The following is an 11,357-nucleotide window of genomic DNA, read 5'->3' as shown; positions in this document are numbered from 1 at the left end:
AATTTACAGATCGATCGACAAAAGCTCAGATAGAGCGTTGTTTTTCTTAACATAGCTGGTATTTGGGCGATGATGGTCGATCGATCAACACTGTCAAAGCTAAAAAATTTCAGGTATCGCAATCCTATTTAAAGTGCGAAAAAGACTTTTTATAACGAAATATGATGGCGGATGTTCTAATTTTCTGTCAAGTCGGCCGCATCAGCGAGGCAGATGTCCCCCTGGTTGGGTTTGGTACCTCAACGGCATCTGCAATCTGTTTCACCCAAAGCTCTCAGAAAGCTTTCCAGGTGCGCCCCGTTCCTCTAAAATATAAAAAAGGACTTGCACTCTTAAACCGGGTTTCTAGAGAAAATCATTGGTTTGACCGCTAGGTACGCAGGAAGAAACCGGGTTTCTGACTCCATAGCGCGCAAGTCACGATCGCAAATAAAGCAGTATTGAGTTTAGAGACAAATTTCATGGATGTTATCGAGTTTTTCGAGTTAAGTGCAGGTAAATGGTTTTCTCAGCGTACCGTACACAATCTCAATTCTGGAGAATTGCAGGCGGGTAAATCCGACCTAAAAATAGAAATACTGACAGCTAGCGATGCAGCAGTTGTCAAACTTTGCCAACAACACTCGATTAACCCGTCTTCAACTGGGCTAAAGGGGGTTCGGATTAGTTGGGACGGTATTCCCGATCGCGATAAACCTAAACAAATCGGTTCTACAATACTAGCGATCGTACCAAATCCCGACAATCCAAGCGTTGGCAAAGTGTTGCAAGACAAGGGTAACAGCCGCTACGTGATGGGCGACGACGTACTGACATTGATTACAGAATCAGACACCCTCCATGCCGAAGAACGGCTGTGGTATCTCATGCCCAACCTGCGGCTGCGGACTAGCGTTGTTAAGCAAGCTAACGGTACTGAACAAGCTTCTTTTTGTTCGGAAATTCGGATGGGAGGAAGTCCCAAAAGTGAATAGTGACAAATAACTATCTAGTTCCCAAAAATTACACCAGTTCCCAAAAAAAGGCAACTGTACACCCGCGATCCCAACCAGGAAGTTCATCAATAATTAATCCCAATTCTTTAATCCCAAATCGAAAATCGAAAATCGAAAATCGAAAATGGTATTACACCCTATTTCTGCTTTCTCCCTTCTTTCTTCTGCCTTCTCGGGCAATCGCTTTTAACTTGGTATGAAAATCAGTGTGTTTGACAACTGGGAATGATTTTGCCACAGGTTTGTCCGCTAATTTGTGTTCAGCTTCGGCTCGATCGGCGAGGGCGGTAACAGCCACATCTTCATATACTACAAATTCTGTATTTTCTTTTGTGCGATCGTCGGCTGCAGGTAATTTTCCTGTTTCCTCTGCCTCTGTGTTTGGGACTTCTGCATGAAGCGCCACATCAAGTGGCGCCTCTGAGGGCCCACGCCACTCTAACTCTGCGGCAGTTACTTCCGATTCCTGGTTTGATAAAAGTATATCTTCCGGTGACAGTTGATCGGCACTTTCCCCGGTTAAATTTTGAGGAAAATTATTGCATACCAAGCGTTCAAACTCGCGATTGAAATGATAGAGAGGTTGACCTATCCGATGCCACATACTCAATAGCTGTCCCACAGAAACAGCCTTGTAGCGGCCTTGATAAAGCGCTTCAACCACTGCTAAACGCAGCCAATATCCGGGATACTTGGTCAGCCATTCACCCGCCAATTTCTCGGCTTTTTTGCCACCTAGGTCAAAACCGTAGTGAACCAGCAGAGCCGCTGCTTGTGCAGATATTGCCGTCACTTCTGTCATTTGTTGTCTGTTGACTGTTGACTGTTATCTGTTGACTGTTGACTGTTATCTTTTGGTTCCAATTACCCAATTACCAATTCCCCATTACCTATTACCAATTCCCCATTACCTATTACCAATTCCCCATTAGTCAATTGAATTAATCGGATAAACGCACGCCTCCTTCTACAGTTCGCGCGTCCCCGGAAAAAGGTTCGGGAGTCCCATTCCAATTGAAGTCGCTAACTCTAAAAGTCAGGCTGCCGACTTGACGCTCAGGATTAAAACGCAAAATGATTGCGTAGCTGCGGCGACTGTATTCTAAAGTGTAATTCGTACTGATTGTTTCCCCGCTTTCTAAATTAATAGCACTTTGAAATCCAACTCGAAAGCCTCCGTAAACTTGCTGGACAAGCCCAAAAGACAGGACTCTCAAATCTACTAAGCGATCGAATAAAAACGGCGATATACCGTCCCGTCCCACCTGGGTATAAGTCACGTTAAACCCAGTGTAATCGAGGAAAGGGCGGGAGAAATGACCGAACTGTCCTTGAATGCCGACGCTGGGGGCGAGGGAATTTTGTCTGTCGCCACTGCTGTAATAAGTGCCAACTCCCCGGAGTCCCAAGGCTAGTTGCAAGAAAGGAACCACCGGCGTCCGCGTATACCTCAAACCCTGGGTGGGAGTGCGGGGCAGCGGTTCGCCCTCCCACAGGTTGAAGCCGCGGCTTAAGGCGAAGCTGAGTTGGGAACGGCTCAGATCGATGCGGTTGTTTTCCCGCACTGCTTCGAGCAAGTCTGCTCGATCGGTGTCAGCATTGATAAATTGATACCCAGCTTGGTAGCTGAGATTGATGCCCGTGCTTCCGAGTTGGATGACTGGAGAAGTGAGGACTGCCCCGAGACTGCTCTGCACGGTTTGATAGCCGAGAGAACCGTTGAACAGCCGATCGCGATAACTGTATTCTGCTGCCAGAGTGTGAGTGCCGATCAACTGTCGCAGGCGCAAATTGCCCCGAAAGCTGTCTTCCGGCAAATTCGGGAAATTCTCAAAACTCAGAAATATGGCCGATCCGTCCAGCCTGGTGCGCGGGCCCAGAGTAGCGCCTAACCTTGCTTTGAGCCCGTAGCTATCGGGAGAAAACGGATTGCCGCCGTTCTCTGCCACAATCTGCTGAAGGTAAATTTGGGGAGTCAGAGTCAGCCGCACCGGCCCGTTTTGCAACACCTCAAAACCGCACTCGGCATACAAACCGCCTCTTTCGCCCCCGTCGTAACCAAAGGTCAAACACGGGCCGTTTTGCTGCCGGCTGTCAAACACTTGCCTGCGGGGATACACGGGTATTTTCACCCGGTTGTCGAACACCAAGCGGGGCTGAGTTGTGACCAATTCCTCTGCCGTGGGCGAAATCCTTCTAATCGTCGCCCTCCGGGCCCTGTATTCAAATTCCGGCGGGGAAAACGGGTCGTTAGTAAGACGAATGTTGGTTGCTACTCTCGCGCCGTCTGGCAGCAGTTCGATGCGTTCTGCTTCAAAGCGGATGCGGTTGACCGCACCGACCACTTGGGGGGCTGCTAGCTGTCCGCCGCCACCGATAGTCACTGTAGCAGCGCCGGGGGATTTGACTCCGCGCACGGGCTGCTGGCTGGTAATTCGATCGCTCAGCGGCTGTTCGAGAATCGTCCCGGCACTGATATCTGTCGGCAGTGTGGGGGTCAATTCGCTACCTGCTGCGGGCAGGAATATTTCGCCGCTGGCTTGTTCGACTGCGCCGGCGTTGAGGCCGAGATTGAACTCCATCCGCTGACCGCGCACTACTTGTTGGCCGCGGGTATAGGCGACATTGCCGGATGCTACCACTTGGCGGGTGACTAAGTTGACGATCGCTCGATCGGCATCAATCACAGTTTGCCGGAACCGCACAACGACATTACCAACCGCCGTCACAATTTGCTGCTTGTCGTCGAATTCTTGGCTATCGGCCTTAACTTCAATAGTATCGGCCGGAGTCACCGGAAAAGGCACCGTCCGCCCAGAAGGTGCGGTGCGGACTCCCGGCGGCGCGGCTGGTTTAGGCTTCTGTGTCGGCGCAGCGGGTGTTCTGGGTGCGGGGGCAGTTCCGGGTGTGGGAATGTCGAACTGCTGTTGCCCGCTGGGTGCTGGTTCCGGGGCGGGTTCTGGAACGGGAATCTCCGCAGGTTCGGGAGGGTTATCTTCTAACTGCCGGCCTTGGGCCTGATACCAACTTTCCTGCTTTCCGACAACATTCCTCTCCTGTTGTTTCTGCGCCTCTGCGGTTCGTTTTCGATTCCGAATCGCAATGGCATTTTCTACCGAGCCCAATTGGTAAGCAGTAAACGAGGAATCTTTCGGAGTTTCCACAGTTTCGGGTTCTCCCACAGGAGGCCGACGCTGAAATCCCACCACTGCCTCGCCGCTTTCCACTGCTGCTAGGGGGTCGGCGATTGGTGGAGGCTGGTCGGTGGCTGGGGTAGTGCCGAGGAGTGTGGCTGCGGCTTCTGCTGGGGCTGGTGTGGGTTGTGGCTGAACGATATCTGGGCTTGGTTCCGGTATTTCTGCGGGGTTGCTGCGGGTGTCTCCATCGCCGGCCGCGACAGTGAGGGCGACTTTTTTTGGCTTTGCGATGTAGATGATGCCAGGGGGTTCTGGCGGCGGTACCGGATAGGGCATAGTTACAACAGGTAAGTCATCCGATTTTAGATTTTAGATTTTAGATTTTAGATTTTATAGGGTGCAAATTATTGAAAATTTTTGCATCTAAAAGGCAACTGTTTAGACATTAATCTGATATCTAAAATTTGCACTGGCTTTGGCGGGCCGAAATATGGCTGCTTTCAGAACTTGCTTTCGCCACAAGATAACCTCGCTGCTGGTGCGAGGTCAAGTTTTGTTTGACTAATTTTTGCGAGTTTGCGGGCTGGCTGCGGGGCTGCGGTAGCGTACCCCCCAGCCAGCGGGCGGGATAACTTGTTTATTCCATGTCTCTGCGGTTGGGGTTCCGGGCTGGGTCATTGGACAAAAATCCAAATATGAACAGGGAAACAAAAAATAAAACAACTACATTAACTACGATTTTGAGGGTTAGCACTGTGGGAGTCTCCAAAGATGGCATAATACTGAGCTGATTTACTGCTGTTGCAGCAACTTTTTTATCATAAGCTAAAGATTAGTCAATTTTATCTTTGCTTTTGAGGATTTTTGGCAAGTTGATTTTTGCCCAATTCCATAGTTGCTCGGCGATGTTTTCTAGCCGCAGCATAACTCGATCGAGCCATTCGAGCACTTGTTCTAGCGGGTGCTTAATGTATCCCATCGATTCTGCTTTTGTTTCTAAGTATTCGCCCTCGGGTTGGACGCCTGCGCTGTGATTTTTTGGTTCAGCAGCAGCGCGGGTTGCGGCGGTGTATCTGCTAGTTTGCGCGGTGATTGCTGCTGGGGATTGGTTGTTTTGTGCGGTGTTCGGGTTTGTGTTTTTTGGCACTTGGGTTTCCGGCGCGCGCCCTGGGGTTGATTCTGCTGCGAGTGCAGGGCTATTTTTTTGAGTAACGGCTAAATCAGATAAATCAGATGCTTGGGGTTGACTTTTTGAGCTTTTTGTCAGCAAGCTCTGTTTTAGCTGCCCCAGCAGGCTGTGAAGTGCTTCGGGGTAAGGGGATATTGAGACTGCGGTCGATCGACCTTCTGCCACTTCTCCTAATTCTGCTATTTTATCCTTGACTTTGGCGCTGCTTTGTGCTGCTGCCTGGGGTTCGGAACTGTCGTCGATTAAATGCGGAGGTGCTGCTTCGCCGAATAAGTCTTGCCAGTTCAGCCACGGTCGATCGACTTCTGGGCTTCTTTCGGTGTTTTCTTGTTCTTGTCGCTGTTTTAAATAATACTGAATTGCAACTGATTTCTCCGTATTATCACTTGCGGCCGTTTCTTTTCCCAACAGGTGGTCTACTGACGACCAAATCATTTGTTCGATGTTGCGAGCGTATTTTTCGAGGATGTCGCGGGCGGAAAAATCTAAATTGGTTTCGGTGCTGGATGTATCAATTTTTACTCCGATGTTTTCTGTGGGTGCGGGGGTTGTTTTTGCCGAGGGCGGTAGGGTTAATTCCTCGATGTTGACGGCGGCGCGATCGAGTAATGTAACAAAGGAGAGAGGACTAGGGGGTCGATCGAACTTGCTGTTAAAATTAGTTTCTAATTTTGGGGTATGGTGGTCGATCGAATTTGATGCCGCAATTGACTGCTGTGCGGTTTTTGCTTCAATCTGGGCGCGGGCTTTTTGAACTAGGATGGCATTGCGGTCGATCGATTTTTTAACTGCGAGGATTGATTCTCCAAACTGATTTCTCTTCAGAGCAACCGGGCTCGTCTGAAGCCATGCCATCAATTCCCAAAAACGACGCATCGGTGGCGACTTCGCTTTTTTGGCCGCCGACTCCAAACCGAGATTAAATTTTAATTCTTTTTGGGTAATTTCCCGCCGTTCGGGCCCGCAGTTTGCTACTTCCCAAGTTATGCGACCTTCGAGCAGTTCCTGCTGTTGGGGTGTCAAAATATCTAATATCTGATTTTCTTTTCCGACCAATACTAAAGTGCGGGCTGGGATAAAACTGGCAATTCCCTCAACTTTCGGTTGGGGTTTTAATTCAGTTTTAGCCAGCGGGTGTTCTAAGACGGAAGTTGTTTGATGCTTTGTGATTTGTCCGCTAAAATTGATTGCCGGATGTAAATCGCTAGCACTATTTCCCTGATTAATTAACAGCGGGAAGCTGGCTACAGTTTTCGCAGTTTGCGACGAGTTTAGTAAATTTTCGGCTAGGTGTAAAATTTCGGCGATCGAACTTTCGTCGGAAGTTCCCCCCTGATACCAATTTTGTTGCTCATCGGCATTTTCGGCCCCGCCAAATTCTTGCAGTTCCGGTAAATCTACTTTTTGACTTGATTCCCGCAACTGTCGGCCCAGCAGTCGGGAACTTTGCACCAGCAAATAAGCTGGATAAAGCATAATTTGGGTTGCGGTGAGAGTTGCTTCTTTAATTTGACGCCAAGTTCGATCGCAATTGTCGGCGACTTGGCGGGACTGTTTCGATATAAAATTTAATAGTCGGCTTTGGTAGGGGCCGTAGTAACCGTTGGACATAAGTTTAATTATTGAATTCAGATTTTTGATTCGCGCCGGAATTGCTGAATATTGCTGTAAAATCAAAGCGAGATCTTAATCGCAGCTTCAAACCCTCTGAAACCTTTATTTCTTCGCGTCTTTTGCGTCGGGGCGGTTCAATCCGATTTTTGATTAATACACAAATTCTATTTTAGCGAAATATGAGCGCTTCTGTGTCACCTGCTAGCAACAATATTTCTGCCACTGTCGAGAAGTTGCGCCGCCTCAGCCAAGTGGAGGTTCAGTCTGGTTGGAGGTACTGCGATTCTGACTCGGCTGTCTCTTCGGTAAATATTTGTAACAGCCCTGTTGCTGAACTTAACGGCAAAGGACATATTGCTTGGCCGTCTGGGAAGCAAGTTTTGTATTTGGGGCAGAAAATTGTAGTTCCTGACAATTTGCACGGCTATCCTGTGGTTGGTTTGCGGTTGCTGCTGGGTTTGACTTGGTGGGCAGAAGATGCTCAAATTTTTGTCAACGGCGAGTTAGTCGGACAGGGAGATTTATTTGATTTTGCCGATCGAGTTTTGTTGAGTTCGTCGGCAAATCCCGGAGATGAATTTTTAGTTATTTTGCGGTTGGTAAGTCCGGGTCACGATAAAGGTGCTTTAGTGCGATCGATTTGTTTGTACGAAGCTGCTGACTCTTCTTGTTTCGATCCGGGTTTTGTGGCTGCCGAATTAGAGATTTTGCAAAATTCGCTAAGTCGAAATTTAGAAAATGTAAATTCCCAATACCTCTCCACTGAAACAATAGCAAGTCGCCCCAGGTTTGTCAAGGGAAAAACGCTGAAATCTGAGATTGATTTGGCGATGGATTTGATTGATTGGTCGGCGGTGGGCGATCGCGAAAAGTTCGATCGCTCGTTGTCGGTTTTGCGGCACAATTTACTGGGATATCTGCGGGCTTTTTCTGGGGATGTAGATGAGGGAACCGCAGAGGACACAGAGGGCGCAGAGGGAGGAAGAAGAGAGGAAGTTTCGGATGTTGGAGAAAATAGCAATTCTACATCTATATATATAGGAGAAAGTGGTGAACAGACATCTTTTTCTGGGGATTTAGATGAGGGAACCGCAGAGGGCGCAGAGGGCGCAGAGGGAGGAAGAAGAGAGGAAGTTTCGGAGGTTGGAGAAAACGGCAAGGCTACATCTATATATATAGGAGAAATTGGCGATCGGACATCTATATATACAGGTAAAATCTATTTGGTGGGTCACGCTCATTTAGACTTAGCTTGGCTGTGGCCTGTCCCGGAAACTTGGCAAGCGGCACAGCGAACTTTTGAGTCGGTATTGAAATTGCAATCGGAGTTTCCCGATTTGATTTTCTGCCATTCAACTCCTGCCCTTTATGCTTGGATGGAAGAACATCGGCCGGACTTATTTGCTGCGATTAAAAAACAGGTGGCGGCGGGTTGCTGGGAAGTTGTCGGCGGGATGTGGGTAGAACCGGATTTAAACTTGATTTCTGCTGAATCAATGGTGCGGCAAGTTTTTTACGGACAGCGTTACGCAAAAGAAAAATTTGGTGAATTGATGCGGGTAGCTTGGCTACCGGATACTTTCGGTTTTGGTTGGCAATTACCTCAGATTTTGCGGCAAGGCGGAGTTGACTATTTTGTGACGCAAAAGTTGCGTTGGAACGATACAACGGAATTTCTCCACGGTGCGTTTTGGTGGGAAGGGTTGGACGGTACGAAAATATTTAGCATGATGTCTGCTCCAATTGGCGAAAGTATAGAATCTGTGAAAATGGCAAGTTATGCTTTTGACTGGCAAGTTAAGACTGGTTTGCTAGATGCTCTTTGGTTGCCTGGAGTTGGCGACCACGGCGGCGGCCCGACTCGTGATATGTTGGAGGTAGCGAAACGCTGGAAAATGTCGCCTTTTTTCCCGAAGTTGGAGTTTGCGAAAGCGGTTGATTATTTGTCTTTGATTGAGAGTCAGTTTTTGCCTGAAGTTGCGGAAAGTTCGCAGGAAAGCGATGTTGCAAAACTGGATAATCAGGAGATTTTGCGGGCGCGAGAATTTTCAAACTTGTCGGCAATTTCCGCAACTAAGTCCGAAAGCGATGTTTCAGAATCGGACAATCAGGAAAATTTGCTCGTTGTCGAAACCGTCGGGAATTTGCGGGCGCGAGAATTGTCAAACTTCTCGGCAATTTCGGATGCAAATCATCCCATCTCACAACTCAAAACTCTTCCCATTTGGAAAGACGAACTTTATTTAGAATTCCACCGGGGTTGCTACACGACTCGCGCCGACCAAAAACGCCAAAACCGCCGCTGCGAAGAATTGCTCTACCAAGCGGAGTTGCTGTCTTCGCTGGCAACGATTTGTACTGGTGCGGTTTATCCGAAATCCGAGTTAGAATCTGCTTGGAAACAGATTTTGTTTAACCAGTTTCACGATATTTTGCCCGGTTCTGCGATCGCCCCAGTCTACGCGGATGCTAATCTAGCCTTTGCTGAGGTCGATCGCACTTGTCGCGAAATCCTGTTAAAATCTTTGGATGCAATCTCGGCTAAAATTGCTCTGCCGCATCCTCCGCAGCCCGACGCTCAACCGATTTTGATTTTCAATACTCTCAATTGGTCGCGCTCTGAGGTTGTCGCCGTACCGCTTCCCGATGCCGCTGATTCAGCTTGGCAAATATACGATTTTTCCCGACTGCGATTGGCTTCGCAGATTTTCAGGGGCGATCGACCCGAATCGCAATCTAAACTATTATTCTGGGCAAATAATCTCCCCGCCGTTGGCTACCAGGTGTTTTGGCTGTGTCGCGAAGACGCTCAAACTGTGGATAATACGTCCGCGAGTCCAGAAACGGAAAAAAAGACAGAGTTATCAAAACTTACATACGGTATAGCACAAAAAAACACACTTAGTCAAGAAACGCCTTTTGCCCCCGCACAAATGGTTTTAGAAAATGAATTTATTCGGGCAACAATAGACGGACAAACCGGGGATTTATCCAGCATTTGGGATAAAGTAAATAACCGAGAAGTCCTGAATGCAGCAGGCGGAAATCAACTGCAAGCATTTCAAGACAGCGACCAATATTGGGATGCTTGGAACATAGACCCAAATTATGAACAACATCCACTACCCGCGCCGACACTCAAAGATATTTCCTGGATAGCACAGGGAGAAATACGGCAGAGTTTGCGCGTAGTCCGACAAATTGGTCAATCGGACTTTTGCCAAGATTATATAGTAGAAATAGGTTCGCCGCTGCTGAAAATCAAGACAGTTGCAGATTGGCAAGAAAAGCACGTTTTAGTAAAAGCAGCCTTTGGGTTAAATGTAGAAGCAGATTTCGCAACTTGCGAAATTCCCGGCGGTGCGATCGATCGCACAACTAAGCCGCAAACACCAGCCGAAAAAGCCAAATGGGAAGTGCCGATTTTGCGCTGGACTGATATCAGCAATGACGGTTTTGGAGTCAGTTTGCTCAATGATTGCAAATACGGTTGCGACCTTCAACCAAGTCGCATTCGGCTGACTTTGCTTCGGGGTTCGACTTGGCCGGATGAACAAGCAGATGTAGGAGTTTCCGAATTTACTTGTGCAGTCTATCCCCATGCTGGAAATTGGCAAGAAGCCGGCACAGTTCGACAGGGCTACGAGTTGAATTTACCGCTGCTAGTAAAGGTGTTGCCGCAGTTGGGAGAAAATCGAAACAAGAGTTTACCCGCAGTTGGTAAATTCTTGGATTTGTCTGCAGACAATTTAGTTTTGATGGCGTTTAAACAGTCGGAAGACGATTCTAACGTGTGGATTTTGCGGTGTTGCGAATCCGAGGGTAAGGAGGCTGTGCTAGAATTCAACAGTGATTTGGGATTAGAAATTGTAGAGCCAGTAGATTTGTTAGAAAGGCGTGCCAATTTGTCTCAAAAGCTGCCCGAAGGGCGAGGATTTAAGATAGAGCCTTGGAAAATCGCGAGTTTTGCAGTTGTGCGCCAAACAGACACCTAAAGACTTTATACCAAATCCGGGTTTCTTACCCCCTTTATCTCTTAGTCGCCCTTACTGCAGATTTTGTTCGTGTGGACGCGGTTTCAACCGCCGAGTCATAACAGGGATATCTAACCCGGATTTAGTATAAAACATAATTCGAGGTGACTATAATGTGCACCTCTTTGTATTTGATCGCGAGCATACTCTACCTCATCTTTTATTTGTTTTCGTAGGTGTTCAGCTTCTTGACAAATACAAAAGTGAGACTCTTCTGCATCCCTGCAAATTTTTTCTTTTTCCTCAATTTCCCAGTAGTCTATAGCATCGCGAGCATACTCTACCTCATTTTTTATTTGTTTTTGTATGTCTTCAGCTTCTTGACAAATACAAAAGTGAGACTCTTCTGCATCCCTGCAAATTTTTTCTTTTTCCTCAATTTCCCAGT

At 47.9% G+C, this 11,357-nt stretch carries 7 protein-coding genes; 2 read left to right on the top strand and 5 right to left on the bottom strand.

The annotated features are described in order from the left end of the window. Window positions 1-461: 461 nt before the first annotated feature. Window positions 462-974 carry a phycobiliprotein lyase gene (locus tag QUB77_RS07535; protein WP_333170896.1) on the top strand — a complete coding sequence of 171 codons (513 nt, stop codon included), beginning with the start codon at window positions 462-464 and terminating at the stop codon, window positions 972-974. Window positions 975-1,125: 151 nt separating this feature from the next. On the opposite strand, the gene QUB77_RS07530 is transcribed toward QUB77_RS07535, so the two are convergent. The 4 genes from QUB77_RS07530 to QUB77_RS07515 all read right to left on the bottom strand — a co-directional run bounded on the left by QUB77_RS07530 (window position 1,126) and on the right by QUB77_RS07515 (window position 6,932). Then, complete coding sequence (locus tag QUB77_RS07530) at window positions 1,126-1,797, bottom strand: hypothetical protein (RefSeq protein WP_333170893.1); 672 nt, start codon at window positions 1,795-1,797, stop codon at window positions 1,126-1,128. A gap of 139 nt (window positions 1,798-1,936) precedes the next feature. Then, on the bottom strand, window positions 1,937-4,468 hold the full coding sequence (locus QUB77_RS07525) for a DUF3769 domain-containing protein (RefSeq protein WP_333170890.1): 2,532 nt from the start codon (window positions 4,466-4,468) through the stop codon (window positions 1,937-1,939). Between the two features lie 301 nt (window positions 4,469-4,769). Next, window positions 4,770-4,886 (bottom strand): photosystem II reaction center protein I, encoded by a 117-nt coding sequence (locus QUB77_RS07520; RefSeq protein ID WP_039887172.1) that lies wholly within the window; start codon window positions 4,884-4,886, stop codon window positions 4,770-4,772. A gap of 78 nt (window positions 4,887-4,964) precedes the next feature. Then, a complete protein-coding gene (locus QUB77_RS07515; protein ID WP_333170888.1) occupies window positions 4,965-6,932 on the bottom strand; it encodes a hypothetical protein in 1,968 nt (655 codons plus the stop codon). 182 nt (window positions 6,933-7,114) lie between these two features. Between QUB77_RS07515 and QUB77_RS07510 the strand changes: the two genes are divergently transcribed. After that, entirely contained in the window at window positions 7,115-10,930 is a 3,816-nt protein-coding gene (locus tag QUB77_RS07510) for an alpha-mannosidase (protein WP_333170885.1), read from the top strand. Between the two features lie 110 nt (window positions 10,931-11,040). On the opposite strand, the gene QUB77_RS07505 is transcribed toward QUB77_RS07510, so the two are convergent. After that, the coding region (locus QUB77_RS07505; protein WP_333170883.1) for a hypothetical protein at window positions 11,041-11,357 on the bottom strand (317 nt) is incomplete at its 5' end.

Source organism: Microcoleus sp. AT9b-C3 (assembly GCF_036705485.1).
Taxonomy (GTDB): Bacteria; Cyanobacteriota; Cyanobacteriia; order Cyanobacteriales; family Microcoleaceae; genus Microcoleus.
The sequence above is the reverse complement of the archived record's forward strand: the minus strand, read 5'-3'. Positions and strand labels throughout refer to the sequence as shown.

Coding starts and splice junctions, on each gene's coding strand:
- QUB77_RS07510 (WP_333170885.1), top strand. CDS start 7,115: ATGAGCGCTTCTGTGTCACCTGCTAGCAACAATATTTCTGCCACTGTC.
- QUB77_RS07535 (WP_333170896.1), top strand. CDS start 462: ATGGATGTTATCGAGTTTTTCGAGTTAAGTGCAGGTAAATGGTTTTCT.
- QUB77_RS07515 (WP_333170888.1), bottom strand. CDS start 6,932: ATGTCCAACGGTTACTACGGCCCCTACCAAAGCCGACTATTAAATTTT.
- QUB77_RS07530 (WP_333170893.1), bottom strand. CDS start 1,797: ATGACAGAAGTGACGGCAATATCTGCACAAGCAGCGGCTCTGCTGGTT.
- QUB77_RS07525 (WP_333170890.1), bottom strand. CDS start 4,468: ATGCCCTATCCGGTACCGCCGCCAGAACCCCCTGGCATCATCTACATC.